The 278-nt window shown below is 46.0% G+C and carries 1 protein-coding gene; it reads right to left on the reverse strand.

From position 1 onward, the window contains the following. The coding region (locus tag QWJ41_RS21145) for a hypothetical protein (RefSeq protein ID WP_302710463.1) at positions 1–278 on the reverse strand (278 nt) is incomplete at both ends.

Raw genomic sequence — 278 nt, forward strand, 5'->3', positions numbered from 1 at the left:
TCGTAATTATTCGACAAAGAAGATGTGTGTGCTTCAAGATGTTGAGAAACCATGGCTGCTTCAACGTGATGATACAGTAATTGCCATTGCACTTGTGCATGGGCTTTCCTGCGTCCGATTTTCCGGTTGTTGCAAAGCTCTCCTTTGTAGCCATGTTGAGACTCGAATACCTCCTTGTCAAGAAAATCTTCATTGCAAGTACGACAGAGCTTCAAAAACTGTAGCTGGGGTGTATACCCGTAGCCTGGACGTTCTGTCAAGTGGCGTCGCAACTCCGA

This window comes from Nocardioides cremeus (assembly GCF_030518195.1).
Lineage (GTDB): Bacteria > Actinomycetota > Actinomycetes > Propionibacteriales > Nocardioidaceae > Nocardioides > Nocardioides cremeus.